The 21422-nt window shown below is 33.4% G+C and carries 18 protein-coding genes; 6 read left to right on the top strand and 12 right to left on the bottom strand.

The genetic code is table 11. From position 1 onward, the window contains the following. Positions 1-241 precede the first annotated feature (241 nt). Entirely contained in the window at positions 242-1315 is a 1074-nt protein-coding gene (locus tag YWA_RS0103555; protein ID WP_157505294.1) for a carboxypeptidase-like regulatory domain-containing protein, read from the top strand. Positions 1316-1391: 76 nt separating this feature from the next. On the opposite strand, the gene YWA_RS0103550 is transcribed toward YWA_RS0103555, so the two are convergent. The 9 genes from YWA_RS0103550 to YWA_RS0103510 all read right to left on the bottom strand — a co-directional run bounded on the left by YWA_RS0103550 (position 1392) and on the right by YWA_RS0103510 (position 10409). Continuing rightward, positions 1392-1871: a GbsR/MarR family transcriptional regulator gene (locus tag YWA_RS0103550; protein ID WP_022827119.1), complete on the bottom strand. Its 480-nt coding sequence runs from the start codon at positions 1869-1871 to the stop codon at positions 1392-1394. A gap of 59 nt (positions 1872-1930) precedes the next feature. Continuing rightward, the gene (locus tag YWA_RS0103545; RefSeq protein ID WP_022827118.1) at positions 1931-3544 is read right to left on the bottom strand and encodes an efflux MFS transporter permease; all 1614 of its coding nucleotides are present in this window, start codon (positions 3542-3544) and stop codon (positions 1931-1933) included. 4 nt (positions 3545-3548) lie between these two features. Beyond that, positions 3549-4640 (bottom strand): HlyD family secretion protein, encoded by a 1092-nt coding sequence (locus YWA_RS14580; protein ID WP_022827117.1) that lies wholly within the window; start codon positions 4638-4640, stop codon positions 3549-3551. A gap of 27 nt (positions 4641-4667) precedes the next feature. Continuing rightward, complete coding sequence (locus YWA_RS0103535; protein ID WP_022827116.1) at positions 4668-5990, bottom strand: TolC family protein; 1323 nt, start codon at positions 5988-5990, stop codon at positions 4668-4670. 39 nt (positions 5991-6029) lie between these two features. Beyond that, positions 6030-6875 carry a universal stress protein gene (locus tag YWA_RS0103530; protein WP_022827115.1) on the bottom strand — a complete coding sequence of 282 codons (846 nt, stop codon included), beginning with the start codon at positions 6873-6875 and terminating at the stop codon, positions 6030-6032. A 320-nt stretch (positions 6876-7195) separates the two neighbouring features. Next, positions 7196-7975 carry a glucose 1-dehydrogenase gene (locus YWA_RS0103525; RefSeq protein WP_022827114.1) on the bottom strand — a complete coding sequence of 260 codons (780 nt, stop codon included), beginning with the start codon at positions 7973-7975 and terminating at the stop codon, positions 7196-7198. A 227-nt stretch (positions 7976-8202) separates the two neighbouring features. Beyond that, positions 8203-8664 (bottom strand): hypothetical protein, encoded by a 462-nt coding sequence (locus YWA_RS14575; protein ID WP_022827113.1) that lies wholly within the window; start codon positions 8662-8664, stop codon positions 8203-8205. A 345-nt stretch (positions 8665-9009) separates the two neighbouring features. Beyond that, positions 9010-9648: an HdeD family acid-resistance protein gene (locus YWA_RS0103515; RefSeq protein WP_022827111.1), complete on the bottom strand. Its 639-nt coding sequence runs from the start codon at positions 9646-9648 to the stop codon at positions 9010-9012. A 269-nt stretch (positions 9649-9917) separates the two neighbouring features. Then, a complete protein-coding gene (locus YWA_RS0103510) occupies positions 9918-10409 on the bottom strand; it encodes a GbsR/MarR family transcriptional regulator (protein ID WP_022827110.1) in 492 nt (163 codons plus the stop codon). Between the two features lie 335 nt (positions 10410-10744). On the opposite strand from YWA_RS0103510, the gene YWA_RS0103505 reads away from it, so the two are divergent. Beyond that, on the top strand, positions 10745-11725 hold the full coding sequence (locus YWA_RS0103505; protein WP_022827109.1) for a tRNA dihydrouridine synthase: 981 nt from the start codon (positions 10745-10747) through the stop codon (positions 11723-11725). 234 nt (positions 11726-11959) lie between these two features. On the opposite strand, the gene YWA_RS0103500 is transcribed toward YWA_RS0103505, so the two are convergent. After that, positions 11960-12982, bottom strand: coding sequence for a threonine aldolase family protein (locus YWA_RS0103500; protein WP_022827108.1), 1023 nt, complete (start codon positions 12980-12982; stop codon positions 11960-11962). A 164-nt stretch (positions 12983-13146) separates the two neighbouring features. Here YWA_RS0103500 and prfB point away from each other — a divergent pair. Together prfB and YWA_RS0103490 are read left to right on the top strand one after the other, a co-directional pair. Further along, a protein-coding gene (prfB, locus tag YWA_RS0103495; RefSeq protein ID WP_157505293.1) for a peptide chain release factor 2 occupies positions 13147-14245 on the top strand; the annotation gives its coding sequence in 2 pieces (ribosomal slippage) (positions 13147-13209 and positions 13211-14245; 1098 coding nt in all). A 53-nt stretch (positions 14246-14298) separates the two neighbouring features. Next, positions 14299-15027, top strand: coding sequence for an energy transducer TonB (locus tag YWA_RS0103490; protein WP_022827106.1), 729 nt, complete (start codon positions 14299-14301; stop codon positions 15025-15027). A gap of 227 nt (positions 15028-15254) precedes the next feature. Here the strand turns inward: YWA_RS0103490 and YWA_RS0103485 are convergent, their stop codons facing one another. Next, positions 15255-16148, bottom strand: a complete 894-nt coding sequence (locus YWA_RS0103485; protein WP_026718548.1) for a phospholipase A — start codon at positions 16146-16148, stop codon at positions 15255-15257. A gap of 179 nt (positions 16149-16327) precedes the next feature. Here YWA_RS0103485 and lpxD point away from each other — a divergent pair, with 179 nt between their 5' ends. Both lpxD and YWA_RS0103475 read left to right on the top strand, forming a co-directional pair. After that, a complete protein-coding gene (gene lpxD / locus YWA_RS0103480) occupies positions 16328-17341 on the top strand; it encodes a UDP-3-O-(3-hydroxymyristoyl)glucosamine N-acyltransferase (RefSeq protein WP_022827104.1) in 1014 nt (337 codons plus the stop codon). 218 nt (positions 17342-17559) lie between these two features. After that, a complete protein-coding gene (locus YWA_RS0103475; RefSeq protein ID WP_022827103.1) occupies positions 17560-20883 on the top strand; it encodes a CotH kinase family protein in 3324 nt (1107 codons plus the stop codon). A gap of 42 nt (positions 20884-20925) precedes the next feature. Here YWA_RS0103475 and YWA_RS0103470 read toward each other — a convergent pair whose 3' ends face one another. Further along, entirely contained in the window at positions 20926-21345 is a 420-nt protein-coding gene (locus tag YWA_RS0103470) for a PH domain-containing protein (protein WP_022827102.1), read from the bottom strand. Positions 21346-21422: the final 77 nt, after the last annotated feature.

Below are 21422 nucleotides of genomic sequence, written 5' to 3'. Positions count from 1 at the left end.
GGATCCAACTAACTCATCTGCTTTTTTTTGTCATTGTAATTAATTTTTAATTAGTTTTACAAAGGACTAACATTTTCAGGTTACACGCTACCGAAGGTTTAGTTCAACAGCTGTTTCTCGCAATTGCGAATTTTGTGGTTAATTCAAGATTACGTTTCGCAAGAATTTTTATCTTTAATAGAAAATAATTCGTTCCGAACTTCGCAACTGACGTAATCACACCTTAAAAATCTAACACTAAATGACAAAGAAAATAATTATAACAATATTTATTTTGCTTAGCATTATATCTCTGTCATCATGCACATCAAACGATAAAGAAGAAAGCGGAGTTACAGGTTCCGTAGTGGACGAATCAGGAATTCCGCTTAATGATGTTTCAATTTCCTATCGCAACTCTTTGATAACTGTAAAAACAGATGCTGTAGGTGCTTTTGTAATCAATCAACCTAGAACTTTGTTTATTAAATTTGAGAAAGAAGGATATCAAACTTTATCTGCTAAAATCGATAATTTTTCAGAAGATGCCTTTTATGATTTTAAAAGGATTACTTTAAATAAAACAAGCAATTCTTCTGCTAACTACAATGATGTTTCATTAAATACAGATCCAAAATTCATCGATTTAAAGTTATATGGAACCGTACTAAATTCTTTTGGGCAACCTTTAAAAGATGTTAGTGTGACTTTAAAAGATTCTACTATTGAATCGTATAGCATGAACGACGAAGGTAATTTTAATTTTAAAATATTTGACAATCAAATTTCAATTGAGAAAGAAGGATTTAGAAAAGTTGCAATCCAGCTGCCTTATTACGAAAAAGATAAACAAAATATTACGTTAGTAAAAAACAGTAATAAGTCGGGAATTTATATTTTAAAAGAAGATAAATATATTCCGCTTCCAAAAACGAAACTTACTTATAAATCAGAGGAAAAAATTGGAAGTGTCCTTTGGGGTGGAAATTTTGCCTACAACATCACTGATTTTTATTATCCCAAAAACACCAAGGATTTTAAAATAGAGAGCGATTCGATAATACGTTTTATAATTTTTGAACCAAGTTTCGCCAGTGGGCTTTTTGAAGCACAAAATGTGGAAGGTTATTTATGCACTGCAAATTATAAATTAACCACTACTCCTTTCCCCTCTTCAAAAACAGAATCACTTCCTATTACAGAAATTTATCCGCCAAGATTTAGTCCAAACTCAATTGATGAACCTAAAATAATTGAGTTTAAACCTTCAGATAGAAATAAGAACTATGTCTTTGTAAATTCTACAACTAAAACAGGTTATTACTTTACTTATTAAAAGATATATGATTATTAAAAGTTCAATTTTTTCATTTTCAATTAAAATACTTAAAATAGATTTCTCCGCTATTAGTTTAATTATCTAACACGCTTATTTCTCTAATTTTTCTTCTAAATTCTTCTGTAGTATCAATCAAGTGTTTTTGATAAATTGTACCCATATACCTTTCACTTTCAAATCGTTCAGGATTATTTATCTTATTGAAACTATTTATCTTTTCGAGTACTTCAATTTCTTTTTCAAACATTTGATTGTATTTTTCCATAGCAGATTTCACGTAAAATCTTGAAGCTCTGTAAAATCTTTTCCGTTGACCTGTTTTCGTATAATATTCAATGTATTTTAATTTTATAAGCACATTCAAATTATTAGAAACGGAACTTTTACTTGCATGATGCATCGTAACAATGTCTTCAAAAGTTAAACCCTCATCAGATGACAATATCAATGTAGAATATATTCGGGCAGAAAGTGGTGATAAATCAGCACGCTCTTCCAGCGCCAAACCTATATCTTCAATTAATAAAATGTTTTCGTTAGATAATTTTTCCATATTTTTTACTTGTCTACACAAGTCTTTTTTTTTAAAATAGCGTTATTCGCTTTTCATTGTTAAACCGCCACGGCACTTGCCGATTTTATTTCCTCTGCAATTACTTCTTCATTATCAATTTCAACTTCTCTCAAATAACCCTCAACCGATTGTCCTCGTAATCGTTTTTTTAGAATCACTAATCGTCTTTTACTTAAACCATCTAGATTTAGGAAAGAGACATATACTAAGACTGCAAAACCTACTAAGACAAGCATACCGTAAATTCTTTTTGTTGAAATCATCAACGCATCAAGGTTAATGGTTCGAAACAAACTCATGGCTTGTTGACGCGAATAAGCCGAAGCATCAATCTTTCCAGCCATATTAGTTAATGCTTCTAATTGCCAAATTCCATCAATATAATTAAATGCTAAACTCCACATTCCTGGCCCAATCATCGTTCGCACAATAATCAATACTGCAGCTGCACCAAGCATCGATTGTGGCGGTAAATTACCTAGCGCATAAAGCCAAATTCCGATGAATAAAACGGCCATCCCAAAACCACGAATTATATTTGGGATTATAAGTTGGTCGTAACTTAAACCTGGTGAAACCAAGAAATACATAAAAATGTAATAAAATATAAATGCTGAGAATCCTGCAAGAATATAGATTTTTAAGGATTTTCCCCTAACTAGCCACACCATACTAAATCCAATAGCAAGTAATAATCCGGGAATCATCCAAAGGTTAAATGAGTTATCCATCACAGAATCAAAATCCAAAATTCCAATGGTTATCTTACTTTGTAAAGAACTTCCCGCCAAGAAAAAACCCAGCATCAAAAGCATCATACTTCCATGAATGACACTGTAATTTTTAAAAAAACTAAAATCAATAAAAGGTTCATCTTTTAGCTTCTGATTTATTAAATATAAAATGCTTCCAAAGAATATAATGGCTAAAGCAAGTATTATGTTATCTGACCTAAAATAATTTTGCTGCTTTGCAAATGAAATAACATAAGCTAATGCTAAAAATACCGATGTGAATAAAAACATTCCAGTCCAGTCTATTCCTTTTCTAGAAAGTTTTTTGTCATAGCGTTTATTATGCATAAACACAATCGCTAATGCCGCAAGAAAAAGCATTATCACTGCAATTAGAAAATTTGCGTTTTCCCAATACGTACTAAAACCGATCCGTGTCATTAAATAACCTGCTAATTGCGGAAAAACAATCGCAGACGGATAAAAGATGGCGTAAAATAGCGGACGATTTCCATCTGGACTGATGATTAACATTGCAGGCATGATAAATTCAATTAGCGCAAACATCTTCAAAAATCCAATGAAAAAAGCACTTGATACAATAACGATGTTGCTATCTGTGGTACCGATCATAAAATTGGCTAAAGCCAAAAAAAGTAATGTTCGCACCATTAAATATTTAGTATGAAATCGCAATTTATATCTAAATATAATTGGCAAGCTGACACCCATTCCCACAACACCTGCATAATTAGCAAAAACCAACCATTCGTTATGAGAACCTAAACTACTTACCATGTAGCTCAGGTTTCCTGTATAAATTCCGCTCACTACCAATATTGGCAGTAGAAATACAAGAAGTAAAACCATCATTAACGGCTTGGAAACCCAATCTGCAAATAAGCCTTTGTTATACATTATATTAGTCTTTTAAAGTCATAACCACGTTCATACCAACACGTACGTTATTCATTAATTTAGCATCATTGTTTTTTGTAAATTCAATTTTTACTGGAATACGTTGTTGCACTTTTACAAAATTTCCAGCAGAATTATCAGTCGGAACCGCGGAATATTCTGAACCAGTTGCCGCAGAAATTGAGGTAATTTTTCCTTCAAATTTTTCTTTTCCGATAGCATCCACAGTGAATTCTATTACGTCACCAATTTTTACTAATGCTAATTGAGTTTCCAATAAATTAGCTTCTACCCACTTCGTATCTTGCTGAACTAAAGCTGCAATTTGTTGTCCCGGTTGAATGTATTGTCCTGCAGTAATTGATCTACGTCCCATAATACCGTCTTCTGGTGCCGTAATTACAGTATAACGTAAATTTAGTTTTGCTCTTTCTAAAGTCGCTTCTGCTGATTTTATTTGAGCATCACTTACTGCTAATTGACTTTCAGTTTCACTGGTAGCTAAAGCAGCTGTATTTTTCTGTTTGCTAAGTGCATTATATTGCGACTGTAATGTTTTTACTTGCGTTTCAATTTGTTGATACTGCTGGAGTGTAACGGCATCATTTTCTAAAAGATTTTTGTAGCGTCTTAAATCAGCTTGTGCGTTATTTAGTTGTGCTTTAACGCCTAACATATTTGCTTGAACTGTACTTTCGCCACTTCCCACTCGAACCACAGAAGAAGCTACTGAAGCTTTTCCTGCTTTTGCTTGAATCAATCCTGCTTCTGCTTGTAAAATGGCATTTTCAAATTCGGTTTTATCCAAAATAAGCAAGGTGTCCCCTTTTTTTACTGCCTGATGTTCTTCAAAATAAATATCGTTGATGTAACCAGGAACTCTTGAATTTACCGGACTGATGTAAGCTTTGACTTGTGCATCACTCACATAAGTATCATCATTTATATGCAGATAGTTTTTTAGTACGAACCAGATAACTACAAGAGTAATAATAAATACAAAAGCATTTAAAAGTGTTAAATACAGTTTGTTATTTTTCTTGGAGCTTGGTTCTGGATTTGTTTCCGTCGCTGGTGTTGATTCTGTTGTTGCCATAACTTTTAATTCTTTAAATGATGATTTTTATAGTTGTCCTGTTACTCGAAGAAGTCTCACATAGTTTAATATGATGTCTGTTTGATCATCAAGCACCTTTAAATCAGCTTGCAATTTTGTGTTTGAAGCGTCAATAATTTCAAGGTAAGTAATCAGTTGATTTTTATATTTTAAATCTGTAATCCGGTAATTTTCATCCGCCGCGTCTCGGTTTATAATACTTACTTCTCGCTGCTCAACCGCTTGCAAATAATTTTTATAAGCAGCATTTACATCCGCTTCAATCTGTTGCCTTACGGATTCCTTCTGTAATTCTGCTTGGTCAATTAGTACTTTGTCAACAGCTTCTCTTTTACGGTTTTTAAAAATCGACTCGATGTCGTAGGACAGACTTAAACCAACTTGATACGTATTAGAATATAAATCAACAGGAGTTCCGGAAGTCTGCGGTCTACTTGAATTGTAACCTGCAAATGCTGCAAGCACTGGTAATCTATCCGTTCTTGTTAGTTCCAAATTTTTCTCTGCAATGACGATTTGTGTATCACTCGCATTCAGCTGTGGATTTTTGGCGAAAGCAATTTGACGATAATACTGCTCGTTTTGTTCTCGAACATTATGTTGAATATTATCAATAGTTGGAACAATTAGAATGTTTTCGTCTAATCCTGCTAGCAACGTCAAATTTTTATTAGTAATCAAAATAGCATTTTGCACTTGAAGAATGCTTTGCTCCAATTGACGTTCCAAAACTTCTGCACGAAGCATCTCATTTTTAGTAATCATATCCTGATCGTAAAAAAGCTTGGTGTTTTGTGTACGTTTTGTGGCCAAGCTTTTATTGTTTTCAAGAATTACTTTTTGATTCTGAAGATTGTAAAGACTCAAATATAATTCAGTTGCATTTAACTTGACACCTTGTTCAGTATTGTTAAGTTGGTCTTCACTTAAGGTTTTACTAAGTTCAGCTAGAGCAATGGATTTGTTAATTTTACCTCCGGCAAAAATAAGTTGACTCGCATTTAAATTAAATTGATTACCAAAATTGGGAAGGTCAACAGTTTGCAATTTTTTAAAACCAGTATTATAAATAGTCACATCACTTAAATAAAAAGCACTTACATCTGTTGAAATATCAGGCAACCTGTTGGTTTTTACCTCGCCAATTCGTGCGTCTGCAACTTTGATCGAAGTATTTGCAATTTTTAATTGAATGTTGTTTTCCCTCAAACTCTTAGCTAATTCTTGAACCGTCATCTGGCGCTCTTGCATTTGTTGTGCAGTGGCAAATTGGTTACCAATACCAAAAAGCATTATACCTAAAAGATTTAAAAATAGTACCTTTTTCATTTTGTAAAGTTTCAAATTAATGACAAAATTTTTCTACGTTTATATTTTAATAGTTAAGACAGGAATCATTGAATGATTAGCAACATCAGCTGAAAGACTTCCTTTTAAAATGTGTGCAATTCCTTTTCTAGCATGTGTAGGAATGACAATAAAATCAGCATTTATGTCTTTACTATAATTAAAAATCCCTTCTTCTATAGAATGTTCTGAATATATTTTAACGCTATTTTTGCATGCTAAAATTTCTTCCGCTTCTACTTCTGCTTTTTGAAAAAATTCAATTAACATAGTGTCAATCTCACGCGTATTTTTAAATTTTCGCCCTGTAGGATTTACGTATAACATTTTCATTTCTGTTTGCCAATCCTTGAAAAAGTTCTTTGCTTTTTTATAAGCTTCGATACTTTCTTCTGAGAAATCAGTTGTGTAAACGCCAACGCCCATTTTATAATTAGAGGCTTCACCTTTAATAACTAAAACCGGTACATCTGAAAACCGAATCACTTTTTCAGTATTTGAACCAATGATAAAATCTTGCAAACCACTGGTTCCATGAGAACTCATCACGATTAGCGAAACGTTATGTTCTTCAAGTATAGAATTAATTTCACTAAAGTTAGTTTCTTTTTTTATAACTTGAAACACTTGTAATCCTTTTAAATACGATTTATCTAAAAATTCTGAAAAGTTTTTCTCTGCTAGCCTGATTTGAAATATTGTTTCTTCTAAATTCTGACTTTTAGCTTTTATTAATGAAGTTCCGCTAATTCCTGCGATGTGAACTACTAACAGTTTTGCATCTTGATGTTTTGCAATTAATGCTGCTGCTTTTAAAGCATTTTCGCTGTGTCGTGAGAAATCTGTGGGAACTAATATCGTTTTCATAATAGATGATTTAATTATTATCTGAGCACAAATATACGATTAGTTCGTAACGATACGAACCAAATAGAAATAAACTTATGTTAAATTAAAACCTAGGTAGCATCGCCGATAGCGAATACTGGAATTTCACTTGCTACGAAATTTGTTAATCCATCCAAATCAATCAACTAACATGGAAATTTATTATAATTTCCCTACTAACCATTTTAAGTAATGCTGACTTTAATCTCTCTTGTTTTACATTTTAGTGCAAATAAAAAACCCCACAGCTTTTGAAAGTTGTGAGGTTTGTTATGAGTAAAATATTTTGAACTCTAAATTTACATGTCTAAGGTTTGTTCTCCTCCACCATTGATAAATATAACTTGTCCGCTTGTCCAGCTTGAAATTGGAGCTGCAAAGTAAAGTACTGCTCCTGCAATATCTTCTGCTTCTCCTAAACGATGAATTGGCGTATGTTTCAGCATTGCTTTTTCCAACTCAGGAGTTAAAACTGTACTTAAAGCATGTGTTCTTGTTGCTCCAGGTCCAATTGCATTGATTCGGATATTGTCTGGTCCGTAGTCAAATGCTAAGTTTCTGGTCATGTGGTTAATTGCTGCTTTTGAAGAAGCATAGGCACTAATCGCAGGACTTTTATTAATCGAGGCCATTGAAGACATATTAATTATACTTCCATAACCTGCTTTTTTCATATGTGGTGCCACTAATTGGCACAAACGCCACATACTAAATACATTCATTTCAAAAACTTTCTTAAACTGTTCCACTTCGATATCGTAAGGACTTTCTTTTCCTGCACCTCCGCCACCAACATTATTGACAAGGATTTCGATGCTTCCAAATGCCGCAACAGTTTTCTCTACTAAGTTTACTAATGCTTCATCTTTAGTCACATCACAATCAATAGCAATTGCTTTCCCGCCGTTGTCATTAATTTCTTTAGCGGTTTTTTCTGCCGCTTCAAGATTGTAATCTGAAACTACAACATTTGCTCCAAATGCAGAAAGCATTTCGCAACTTGCTTTACCTATTCCTGCTGCACCACCAGTGACTATTGCAGTTTTTCCTGTTAAATCAAACAACTTTTTAGTATCCATATTTTTTAATTTTTAATTATAAATGTTTCATCACGTTTCTCATGATATTTTTTTCTAAGATTCTACTTCCGCAACTTTTACCATTTGAATTCCGGTCTTTTTGTCAGAAATAATAAATGCGGAAGAACTATTTTTAAATCCTATAACAATGTTTTCTCTTTATTTCAAATTGTATTACTCTTGTAATCTTTAAAGTTCTATTTTAATTTAACTAGTTTATTTTCAAATTATGCGCTAACTAACGGATTGGTTTTTACACATCCTTTTAACGTCAAATAATTTACCACTCCAGAAACAACTCCAGATATAACACCTATAATAATCAGAGCGGTTAGTAATGGGACTTGTACAGTGCCCATATATTTTTGCCATAAAACGGCTAACGATGTTAATACTCCAAATGTGAAAAAACCATGTTTGATAATTAGCCAAAATGCATTTGGAAAAAACGCAACTTTTTCTTGTTTTACAGTAAAATAACCAATAACAGTTAGAATCATTGCCAATGTTATGGACAAAACAACAGCTGTGCCTAAAACGGTTTCGTCAGTATTGGTAATTGAATCTACGGTTATTGAAATTAAAGTGCGGTCTTTTAATAAAAAATATTGAATTCCACCGTTGATAAAGCCATTGATAATTGCTGTTTTTATGGCACCTTTGATTAGTTTTTGATTAGTACTTTCCATATTATTATTTTTTGTCCTCTACCACTTGTAAAAGCTTTTGTTAGGATAATATTAAATTGAAATTGAAATTGATTTTGCCACATACTTTTGAAAATTTACATTTGACACAATCGATGAAACCTTCGCTTCAACCTTAGATCAATTTGGCAAAAACTCAAAAAATGCAACAACTCATTTATTTGTATCGTTATTTTGAAAAAGTATGCTAAAATACATACTTCCATTTTTCAAAATATTAAATACCTGCGAGTTTTAACGACCTCTATTTTTACTTCGGTAACGAGCTACACTAAATTAAACTTTTTAATTGGAATTTTTAACGGACTGAAAATTTAATAGTTTTTTTTAATTCCTCCACTCTTCACGCAGTTCTTGTTGTAAATCCTCAAAACGCATTCTTAAGTTTGCAGAAATCTGCTTTCTATTTTTGTGTAAATTTTTTAGTTGGAACGATAATGCAATGCTAAATAATCCTGCAATCATGAAGGTTATTGAAATTAACCAAATAACGCTTAACCCAGCAAAGATCGGATTCCATATAAGTATAAAAGAGAATATGATTCCTAGAATTCCCAAAGCTAACAGCATAGCCCAATTTTTACCTCCACGACTTTTAATATCTAACGAAAAACTAATCGCAGAAGCGGAACGAAATAAGATTACAAAACCGATGTAAAATGCCATTACACCTATTGAAATCGCTGGATGTATTAATAATGAAAATCCGACCAAAAGTGTGATAATTCCGAAAGTAAGTGACCAACCCCAATTGTCCAACTGATTTCTATTTACAATTGAAAATAGAACTTCTGAAATACCTCCAAACAAGAATGAAATTGCAAAAAGCATCGATAGCGTAAGTAATGAACTTATCGGAGAAGTAAAGGCAACAATACTTACTACAATAAAAAATATACCTATTAAAAGAGGTACGTACCAATGTTTAATAGCTGTTTTGATAGAATCTAAAAATGATTTTTCCATGATGTAGTAATTTTGCTTTTAAGTTAAATTGTTTTTGATTGTTGTAAAACTTGTTTTATTAGGAGAAGCTTTTTTATAAATTATGGCAAGGCTTTATTTGCCGACGCCAACTTACTAGCGAATATTTTAATAAAGTGAATAAAATCAAATTACTATTCTAAAACCGTAGTTTAAAAGTTCACAATTCAAAGCACAAAGATATTGTTAGTTCGTAACAATACGAACCAAATTAGTTTAAAGGTTTGTTAAAGTTTAAAATTCATATTTAGTTAATGCTTTTTCTCGCTTTCTCTAAATTCTTTCATCTTGCTTATTGTCCGCTCCACAAGCTGCTTTTTCTCTTCTAAGTAACTTTCAAAAATTTGGCCTACAGATTCTTCGTTTGTAAATTTTTCTGGAAAATAATTTCTGTTGTAATCATTAATCTTTTCAACCATCTCCATTTCCATATCAGTTCCGTCAAGATAAGCTTCTAACAGTACCAAAGACGAGTATTTTGCAAGTTTAAAATACCGTTTTCTGTCGCCAGGTTTTGTATAAAATAAAATATAATCTAATTGTAGCAGTACATTAATATTTACCGAAGTTGAACTTTTACTTGACAAAATAATCGCTCTTATTTCTTCAAAAGTTAGACCCTCCTCGGAAGACAAGATGATTAAGGCGTAAATTCTTGCTGCTAAAGGCGATAAATGTAGATTGCCTTCAATTCCTAAGCCGATTTGTTCAATAAGTTGTTCTTGTTTTTTTTTCTGCGACATGATTGCTTGGATTATTTTACAATTGCTAATTTACGATTAGTTCGTAAACTATCGAACTACTAAGTTATTAAAATTTTAATATTTATTAAAAAGACCTGACTTTCAGTATGTTGACAAGCTACTTAAAAGCAAGCATATCGACTTTCACTATTTTTGGAGGCTAATAATCCATTCTTAAACTATCTATAGAACTCTATTGTAGCAACATTAAATATATTTCAAACTGTATTTAAAAGCATGTGTATTGTATCAAAAAAATAGCTCTAAACACAGTACAGAAAATAGTGCAATGATAACAACTCATTTCCCCTATCTTTGCCCCACTAAATAATACTATGTCCTTTACCCTACTTTCTTCGCCTTTACAAGGTTTTACTGATTTCCGATTTCGTAACGCGTTCAATCATTACTTTGGTGGGATTGACACGTTTTATTCTCCCTACATTCGATTAAATGGTAAATTGAAAATAAAGCAGTCTTACGAAAATGATATTTTGCCGGAGAACAACACAACTATTGAAGTCATTCCTCAAATCATTACGAATGACGCGGAGGAGTTTCTATTTGTGGCGAAATACGTTCAGAGTTTAGGCTACAAAGAATTAAATTGGAATTTAGGGTGTCCCTATCCGATGGTGGCTAAATCCGGAATGGGTTCGGGACTGATTTGCAATACTTCTAAAATCAATGAAATCTTGCATCGTGCTCATAACGAAACTGATATTTTAGTTTCTATGAAAATGCGGATGGGTTATGACAATCCAACAGAAATTCTAGATGCATTTGAAATTTTAGACCAATATCCGCTTAAAAATATCGCCATTCACGCCCGAATTGGAAAGCAACTCTACAAAGGACCAGTAGATTTAGATGCTTTTGAAAAATGTCTAACCGGTACGAAACACAAATTGTACTACAATGGAGACATAACTAGCGTTCCAGCTTTTAAGAAAATTCAAGAGCGCTTTCCATCAATTGATCATTTTATGATTGGCCGAGGCTTAATTGCTGATCCGTTTTTACCGAGCATGATTAAAAATAATACTACTGAATATCCGGAAAAGCGATGGTCTATTTTTTCTGAATTTCACGATACGATTTACCAACAATACGACGAATATTTGAGCGGGCCAACTCCTATCCAAATGAAGATGCTTGGCTTTTGGGAATTCTTCTCGCAATCTACTTCGAATCCGCAGAAAACGTACAAAGCAATAAAAAAAGCAACAAACGCTTTCAAATACAAACAAGCGGTTGCGGAAATTTTAAGTAAAGAAATAAAATTAGAAAAAGAAGCCCGAAGACTTGAAAGGTAAGATGCTGAAAAATTCAGCATGACAATGATTGGCGTTTTGTCATTCTGAACTTGTTTCATAATCTAACTACGATAATCGAGTTGCTGAAATAAACTTAGCATCACAAGGAATTGTACGTTATTATTCTAAACTTGCTTCAGAATATTGCTGTACTAACTTTAGATTTGAAATAAATTCCGTGACAATAGAAGTTTGTTTATGCAAAAACTATTTTTTAGAAAAATATAATATTTTTTACTGCAACTTCTGTAACGTATCTAATACATAATTATGCATGACTTCTTTATAATCCAAATGGGTTACAATTCGCAGCTTCCCTGGTCCCATTGAACTGATGAAAATACTTTTTTGTTTTAACTTTTCAATTAATAAGTTTTCGTCAAAGCCTTTTTTAAGAGAGAAAATAAGAATATTAGTTTCAACAGGCTCTACTTTTTCAACCCACGGTAGTTTTTCCAGAAGGTCGCCTAATTCCTTCGCACGTCGATGATCGTCGACTAACCTATTTACGTTATTTTGCAAGGCGTAAATTCCGGCTGCAGCTAAATAACCCACTTGTCGCATGCCGCCACCTAGAATTTTACGAATTCGTAAAGCACGTTTAATTGTTGCTTTATCGCTTACTAAAAGTGAACCTATTGGCGCTCCCAAACCTTTTGACAAACAAACAGATATGGTGTCGAATACTTTTCCATATTCAGTTGGGTTTTCTTTGTTGTGGACTAACGCGTTCCAAATTCGGGCTCCATCCATGTGGAATTTCAAGTTATTTTCGTCACAAACCTTACGGATGCGCTTGAACTCTTCAAAATCATAGCAAGCTCCTCCTCCTTTGTTGGTCGTGTTTTCCACGCAAACTAAACTCGTCAAAGGACTGTGATAAAACTCGGGATTGTTGATTGCTCCTGCAACTTGTTCAGCAGTAATCATTCCACGATCGCCGTCAAGCAAACAGCACGAAACGCCCGAATTGAACGATGCACCACCGCCTTCGTAATTGTAAACGTGTGCGTATTTGTCGGCGATCAATTGTTCGCCGGGTTGTGTATGTAATTTTATTGCGGTCTGATTTGCCATGGTTCCCGACGGAAAAAAGAGTGCCGCTTCCATTCCGAAGATTTGAGCGACCATACTTTCAAGTGCAATAACGGTTGGGTCTTGTTTGTATACGTCGTCACCTACTTGAGCTTGAAACATATACCGAAGCATTTCGGGTGTTGGTTTTGTTACCGTGTCGCTTACTAAATTTATTTCCATATATTGAAAAGGATGTCTTATTTTTGTATTTAAATTTGATGAATTACGGATACTTTTTTAGCCCCGATAGAAGAGAAATCCTTTTTGTTCTTTCTTTAAGAACAAAAAGATTGAAACGGATAGCGGGATGAGCTCCAAATTCTTCACAAAAATAAAACTAATTTATGACAAATACCGAACAAATTAAAGGTATTGTAGAGCGTCTTGGTGCGTTGAGGAGGTATCTTTGACGTCGATAAGAAGATAATCGAAATTACCAACGAGGAAGAAAAAACATTGGCTCCCGATTTTTGGAACAATGCGAGAGAAGCGGAGGCATACATCAAAGTTTTGCGTTCTAAAAAGAAGTGGATTGAAGACTACGACAAAGCGGTGTTGCTTGGTGATGAGTTGCAATTGGCTTACGAGTTCTACAAGGAAGGCGAATTGACCGAAGAGGAAGTTGACGAGCAATACGAATTGACCAACTCACATTTGGAGAATTTAGAATTCAGAAATATGCTTTCGGAAGAAGGTGATAATATGAGTGCGGTTTTGCAAATTACAGCGGGTGCTGGTGGAACGGAAAGTTGCGATTGGGCCTCAATGTTGATGCGAATGTACATGATGTGGGCTGAAAAAAGCGGCTATAAAATCAAGGAATTGAACTTTCAAGAAGGCGATGTTGCGGGAATTAAAACTGTGACCTTAGAAATTGAAGGTGATTTTGCCTTTGGTTATTTGAAAGGTGAAAATGGCGTACACCGATTAGTCCGAATTTCTCCTTTCGACAGTAACGGAAAAAGACACACGTCTTTCGCATCCGTTTATGTTTATCCGTTAGTGGACGACACGATCGAGATTGACATAAATCCCGCCGATATTGAGATTATAACGTCTCGTTCGAGTGGTGCTGGAGGTCAAAATGTGAATAAAGTAGAGACAAAAGTCCAACTGTTTCACAAACCTTCGGGCATTCAGATTCAGTGTTCAGAAACGCGTTCGCAACAAGATAACCGACAACGAGCGATGCAGATGTTGCGTTCGCAATTGTTTGAAATTGAGTTGAAAAAACAAATGGCACAACGTGCCGATATCGAAGCTGATAAGATGAAAATTGAATGGGGTTCGCAAATTCGGAATTACGTTTTGCATCCTTATAAATTGATTAAGGATGTTAGAAGTCAACATGAAACAAGTAATGTGGACGATGTTTTAAACGGCGAACTTGATGAGTTTTTGAAAGCTTATTTGATGATGATGGGACAAAAAGAAGAAGAATAAAATAGAATCCTGCGAGAAATTAATTTTGCAGGATTTCATTATTTAAAATTGATATGAAAAACACGTTGATAGCCTTTTTATTTTTTTTTACAGTCCATTTTTTTGGTCAAGATACTATTCCGTACAGGTATTATGACAAAACATTTTATAAAACTAAATATTTAGATGTAGCTGCATTCTATAGTTTTACTGAATATGATAAGACTATTGACAAGAATAATTTAATTTATTATGATCTTAATGGAAAAGTTCGAAAGTATGAGCGGTATTCTAGTTTATCAAAAGAAATTTTAGACGGTATTACGGAAGAGCTTTATCCAAGTGGAAATGTTTTAACACAAGTCAATTACGTTCAAAATAAAAAGAATGGACAATCGGTCAGATATTGGGAAAGTGGAAATTTAAAAAGAGTTGATGTTTATAAAAATGACAAGTGGATAAGCGGAACGTGCTACGATGAAAAAAATAATTTAGTTGAATATTATCCTCTATCAGTCAGGGCAGATTATCCTGGCGGAATGAAAAATTTTTATAATTACATCTATCAAAACATTAAAAAGGTCAACATTCATAAATCGGGTGAAATGTACTTAAATATCATGATTGATAAATCAGGGATTATTACAGATGTTTTTATTTACAAAGATATTGACGACACATATTTAAGCAATCATATAATAAATATTATAAAAAAATCTGCAAAATGGAATCCTGCTAGTTACGACGGTGAATTTATCGATGTTTCGTATTCCATTCCTTTTAAATTCCCAGGTAATCGGTAAAATTTACAAAAGGAGTTAATTTTTGATCGGCTAATGTCTTTTGAAAATTACAATTAGTAGGGATTTACAGTAAATAATACGTGTGAAAAATTACTTTAAGAAAATCATACAATTAACTAGCATTATAAAGTTAAGTGTATGAATGCAGTACTTTGGCAAGCAAGATATAAGCCCTTTCTTTGTCAAAATATTTTAATACAATTTTTGATATTAGTTGTAAATCATTTTTACAACCACTCTACTAACGAAATACCAACTCCTATAGTTGTTTGCAAATTGTTATAATCAATCAAGGTTTCGCCAAACCCGTGCGAAATTTGCAATTGTGCTTTTAAATTTCCTTGAATGGGATACGACCAAGAAAAAGTTCCCGCTCCGCGAAGCGTTCTGTCAAATTGTAAATTGTGGCTTCCGATGAACGAAAAAACATTTCCATTAGTGGTATAAATCACGTTGACATCCGCTTTCCCAATGTATTTATTGATGTCAGGATTTTCATCTTTTTCTGCACGAAGCTTCAGCCACGGTCGAATATAGAAACTCCAGTCGCCACTTTCAAATCCGGCGTGGAAAATAATACGGTTCCAACTTCTTGAAAAAGGCAAACTTTTTCCATTGGACTCGTGATTGAACGCCACACCAAACATTTTAGCATCAACGCCTAAAATACTAAAGTTAACGGGGAAATTTAAGATGACTTCCGGTTCATAATTAATTTCTCGAAAAGGTCTTGACAACTCGTTATTATAAAGTTGCCAATGCGATTTCTGCGTATAAGCAACCCAAACATCTGCTTTACCCCACAACACTTTCTCCAACACTTTCACTTTGAAACTCAACTGAAATTTAGTTTCAATATTATTGTAGTCTACACCTGGTTCAGCGATGTAATCCGGATAGCCATTTCCGGAGTATGGTTGTTCATTTGGTTTCGAAGACCATCGAGTCGGCAATACATACACAGGTTTATAAGGAGAAAGGAGAAATGTCCCTCTCTTATCAATGGAATCCAATTCCCAACGTTCACTCATCGTTCTTTTACGATTTTCCTTTAAAAATAACGACTGTTTTTGAGGGTAACAAAATAAAGGTAGAAACAGAAACATTAACAAAATTCTCATAGATTTTTTATTTGATTTTGGTAAATTTACTATGCAAGCATATAATCCGCGAAAATATACCATTTAACTTAAATTAATTTGTTAAAAAATTCGATAAGATTATAATATTTGAAGGTTACGCTTTGTAAAACAAGATTAAAATACTTTATTTGTTTTCTACTTTATAAACTAATGTATCAATGCAATCAAAATCGTTTTCACTAGCAGAAATTAATGATATAATAAAGGGAACACTTGTTGGTTCCACTGATCATTTAATAACGGCTCCACAACAATTGGAAAACGCGAAATTAAGCGAAATTTCGTTTATAGGAAATAAAAAGTATGAGCGTCTGTGGAATTCCTCAAATGCATCTGTGGCAATTGTCAATGAAGATATTGCAATTGAACCGGGTGAAAATCGTGCTTTTATTAAAGTGAAAAATGCAGATTTAGCGCTGTGCCAAGTTTTAGAACTTTTCGCGGAAGCTCCTCCTCTATTTCGTCAAAATATACATCCAACCGCGGTTATTGATGCTTCGGCAATTATTGGTGAAAATGCAGAGATTGGCGCCAATGTTTATGTTGGTCCAAAAGCAACCATTGGTGCAAACGCACGAATTTATCCGAATGTTACTATTTTGGATGAATCGACTGTTGGTGAACGAACCGTAATTTGGTCCGGAACTGTAGTTCGAGAACGTTGTCATATCGGGACGGATTGTATAATTCATCCCAATGCAACAATTGGTGCAGATGGTTTTGGGTTCCGACCTTGTCCGGAAAGAGGATTGGCGAAAATCCCGCAAATTGGGAACGTAGTTATTGGAAATTGGGTTGAAATTGGTGCGAATAGTTGTGTGGATCGAGGTAAATTTAGTTCGACAATTATCGGCGACGGATGTAAAATTGACAATTTAGTTCAAATTGGCCACAATTCGATTTTAGGAAAATATTGCATTATGGCAGGAAACAGTGGTTTAGCCGGCTCAGTAACATTAGGAAACGGCGTAATCATTGGCGGAAGCGCTTCTATAAAAGACCATACTACTATTGGCGATGGAGCAACAGTTGGCGCTGGTTCAGGCGTAACTGGAGATATTCCTGCTGGAAAAGTCGTTTTGGGTTATCCCGCAATTGATGCTCGAGATGCATTGAAGCAATGGGCCATTTTGAAACGATTAGTACGCGAATCAAGTCAGAAAAAGGAATAGTCGCATGAATACTATTTCTATTCGCAAATTAATTATTTTTATACTAGTAATTTAAGACTTGTTATAAAAAATGTTGAAGTGCTTTTTTAAAAGTTACTTCTAAAAATTTAATATAAATGCATTTAAACGATTAAATGATACCTTTCGTCGGATAAGTTGTAATGTTATAACAATTTAATTTTTCTTTATAATATTATTTAATTAAAATATTATATACCATGAGAAAAATTTACTCTTCGAAATTAAATTTTTTAGCAATCCTTCTGTTTTTTAATTTGTCGATTTTCTCGCAAAATATTGCGATAAACGAAGTGATGTCTTCTAATAATACTACAATTTTAGATGAAGATGATAGTCCTTCCGATTGGATTGAATTGTATAATTATGGAACTGAATCCATTAATTTAGAGGGTTTTGGTTTAACGGATGATGCAGCCTTTCCTTTTAAATGGACATTTCCAAACGTCGTTTTAAATCCTAATACTTATCTTCTAGTTTGGGCCTCTGATAAAAACCGAAAAATTATTGGCCAACCATTGCATACTAATTTTAAAATTGGTTCGGGAGGTGAAGAAATTCGATTAACAAATCTAAATGAAGTTTTAGTAAGTCAGTCGCCTTCAGTTGCATTGCCTTCTGATGTTTCTTATGGCCGTCAACCTGATGGGACTGGACTATGGTATTATTTTTATGAATCTACACCTAACGCGACTAATGGTGGTTTAGGCTTAACTGATTTGTTAGTTCCACCTCTGTTTTCACAAGATTCTGGTTTTTTTACAGAAGCATTTGATTTAACCCTTTCCCATCCGAACCCAAATGCTACAATTATTTATACTTTAGATGGTTCGGATCCTGATATCAATAATTTATCTGGAACCACTTTTCAATATAAAAATGTGTATCAGACTGAAATAGGCGATTTACCTGGACCTTTCCTATCTGAAATTTATAAATCTTTTCAATATAGTTCTCCTATAAATATTGTTGATAAATCTGCACAACCCGATAAATTAGGTACTAAAAATACAAGACAACATACTATTTATGTTCCATTAGTTCCTCTTCGAAAAGCGATGATTTTAAAAGCAAAATCATACGTAAATGGTATTCCTTCTAAAACTATTTCAAAAACGTATTTTGTTTGGTCTAACGGAAATCCATACAATTTACCCGTAGTTTCTTTACAAACACAAGAAAATAATTTATTTGATTATAACTTGGGAACGTATACCGCTGGTGTTGATTTTGATACATGGCGTCTTGAAAACCCTACTAATAATCAATATTACAGACCTGAATGGTGCAATTATGCTCGTAAATCGAGTACATGGGAATATCCAATGAATGTACAGATTTTTAATAACTCAAATTCAGTACTGAGCCAAAATGCAGGATATAGGATTCACGGAAATAATTCTAGAACCTATTTAGTAAAAAGTATGCGTCTGTATGCCGATACAGACTACGACGAAAATGATTATTTTCAGCACAATTTATTTACTATTCCCATTTTTGACGCGCCAAATGCAACAAATAATAAGTATAAAAGAATATTATTACGGCCAAATGGTTCGGGTGGAGCAGTTACTTATGATGTAGTTTTCAATCGAATAATGCAACCTTTCTATAATGGTGTTACAAGAATTCAACCTGTTATACAATTTTTAAATGGTGAATTTTGGGGCCTCTCTACGATTAGAGATCGATTTGACAAATACCACTATGCTTATAATTTTAATTTAAATAAAGATAATATTGTTCAAGTAAGTTGTGGCGGAAACAATTGTGAACTTGATGAAGGACTTAGCGAAGATTACAGCGATTATAACAATTTAAGAAATTATATTATTGCGAATGATATGGCTAATGAAACATTCTATGCAATTGCTGCAAATCAGTTAGACATTACTTCCTTTATTGATCACATGGTTTTACAGATTTATTCAGGCACAAATGGATATGAACACAAATTTTGGAAAGCTAAAGTGCCAGAAAATAACGATTATGGAGACGGAAAATGGCGAACAACTATTCAGGATTTTGAACCTGCATTAACTTCAGGAACGGATTGGCTGCAACATTGGGGAACAATTTCAGGTTCACCTAATGAGGCTTTGTTTGCCAATTTATTAGCTAATGAAAATTTTAAAAAGCAGTTTATAAATCGATTTGCAGACATGCTAAATTCCGCATTCACTACATCAAATTTTCTATCAGTCGTGAATAAAACCTACGAAGAAGTCACTCCTTATCTTGCCGAAAATTTTAATCGGACTCCTGCTACAAATTTTTATACAGCAAGTAACAAAACAAAGCTAATAAATTGGGGAACAAATCAACCGACAGTTCAGCGAAATGCAATTAATACTTTTTTTAACATTGCTAACACTGTAGATATTGTGCTTAGCTTGTCAAGCAGCGATGCTGGAATAATAAAAATGAACACGATTGACATTACTGCTACAACTCCAGGTATTACTCAAAATCCATATCCATGGACCGGAACTTATTTTAAAGGTATTCCAGTAAAATTAGCAGCAAAAGCGGCACCAGGATTTATCTTTTCGCACTGGTCTGGAGATTATTCCGGAACAGATTCAGAGATTGTTTTTTCACCTGAAACTAATAAACAAATTCAAGCTAATTTTGTCCCAGATGTTAGTAATGTAGCCGTTACATATTTCTGGTTTATGGATGGCTCTATTCCGAATAACGTACCATTGTCAAATCTAAATTCTACTTACTCCGCAAATAGCTTGACAGCATCTTTACTGTTTGATTCATGTTTATCCGGTTATCCATTTACCAGTACGCATCCAAATTGGCGGAAAGCTTCTATGGAACGGAAAAATTCGCCAACAGCAGTTAATTATTTTCCTACCGCAAACGATAACCTTCCTTACGATAGCGATGCTATGAAGGGTATACAAATTAAACAACCCTTTAAATTTGGAACATTAGAAAATGCAATTCGTCTCGTTTTTCCTACAACTGATTTAGAACAGATAAAAATTTCTTTTGCAGTTGAAAATAGTGGAGCAGCAAGTTCGCTTCTATTTGATTATTGGAGTGGAAGTGATTGGATTACTACTGGAATTGCAAACCCAATAGCGCAAATTACCCAAGAATATCAAGCGATAGCAATAGATTTGAGTTCAATTTTAGAGGTAAATAATCAAGCACAATTTCAATTCAGAATCAGATTTGATGGTGATAATATGTTTTTGTCAGAAGGTAATAAAGTAAACTTTAATAATTTTGCAATCGAAGCACAGGAAACTTTAAAAATTGCTAATCCTGAAACGAATATCAAATTTACAGCTTATCCAAATCCGGTACAAACAACCCTTCACATTGCATCAAATACAGAATTATTAAGTGCTGAATTATATAATTTATACGGTCAAATGGTTCGAAAAATACAACCTAATACAACGTTAACCGAAATTGATGTCCGAGGTTTGCCAAACGGAATTTATATTTTAAAAGTAAAAAATACGTCTCAAGAAGAAAAAGCAATAAAAATAATTAAAAACTAAAAGATAAAGCAAAAAAGCATTTCAATTCGAAATGCTTTTTTGTTATAAATCGCTTCTCATCACCACATGAATTTTGGGATTTATTTTTAGTAAATGTGTAATAAATTCTTTCTTTTTCTTTGGTGAAATAACTACGCTGTCAGAATCATTATAGATAAGTTCTAATCGATCAATTGATTCTGCTGGAGCACTCATCGGATTATAAGTTTCTTTTATGCGGCGAATAGAAGAAATTTCGATATCCTGATTAATTAAAAAACTGCATTTTACATTTAAATTCGATCCCGTAATTGTATACTCCGTTTTCCAAAATATATAACCAATGAAAGCAACAATTAATAAGTTAATTAGTAGCGGTGAATGATCCCCATACATTACCATTGCAACACCAACAGATCCAAAAGTCACCCCCAGAATTAAAATAATCTCAATCCCAATTTTCGATTTGTAAACTTTGGTCATAACTATAATTTTACAGGTGTAATTCAAATATAAGAAACTTAAATGCATAAAAAAAGTCCAATTTTTCAATTGGACTT

Origin of the sequence: Flavobacterium antarcticum DSM 19726, assembly GCF_000419685.1 — a bacterium.
Lineage (GTDB): Bacteria > Bacteroidota > Bacteroidia > Flavobacteriales > Flavobacteriaceae > Flavobacterium > Flavobacterium antarcticum.
The sequence above is the reverse complement of the archived record's forward strand: the minus strand, read 5'-3'. Positions and strand labels throughout refer to the sequence as shown.